The sequence below is a fragment of the Paraburkholderia sp. SIMBA_054 genome (genome assembly GCF_046534875.1).
GTDB lineage: Bacteria > Pseudomonadota > Gammaproteobacteria > Burkholderiales > Burkholderiaceae > Paraburkholderia > Paraburkholderia hospita.
Genome location: NZ_JAWRXV010001455.1, coordinates 1 through 245 on the forward strand (window position 1 = coordinate 1; position 245 = coordinate 245).

Annotated in this window: 1 protein-coding gene; it reads right to left on the reverse strand. The window is 55.1% G+C overall.

Features of this window, described 5'->3' with window-relative positions; genetic code table 11:
- The coding region (locus SB822_RS59880; protein WP_410859482.1) for a hypothetical protein at positions 1 to 245 on the reverse strand (245 nt) is incomplete at both ends.

Here is a 245-nt window from a genome sequence, read left to right on the forward strand (position 1 = left end):
CCTGGTCGCCATCTAGCAAGCAGAGCACGTCATTCCGCTTTTCAGCAGAATACGGGGGCAAATAGTGGTTGAACAGCACAGAAGCGCCCCCCGGGAAAAATCGAAACTTCAACAGGCTCAAAAGTTGTGGCGCATGGGCACGTAAGGCTCTCCTTGCGATCTCGATCGCAAGTCGATCCTCCGCCAAGATCGTCTTAAAACCGACCACGGGCTCGCCTATCTGGAGAAACGCCTCCTCGGGCATT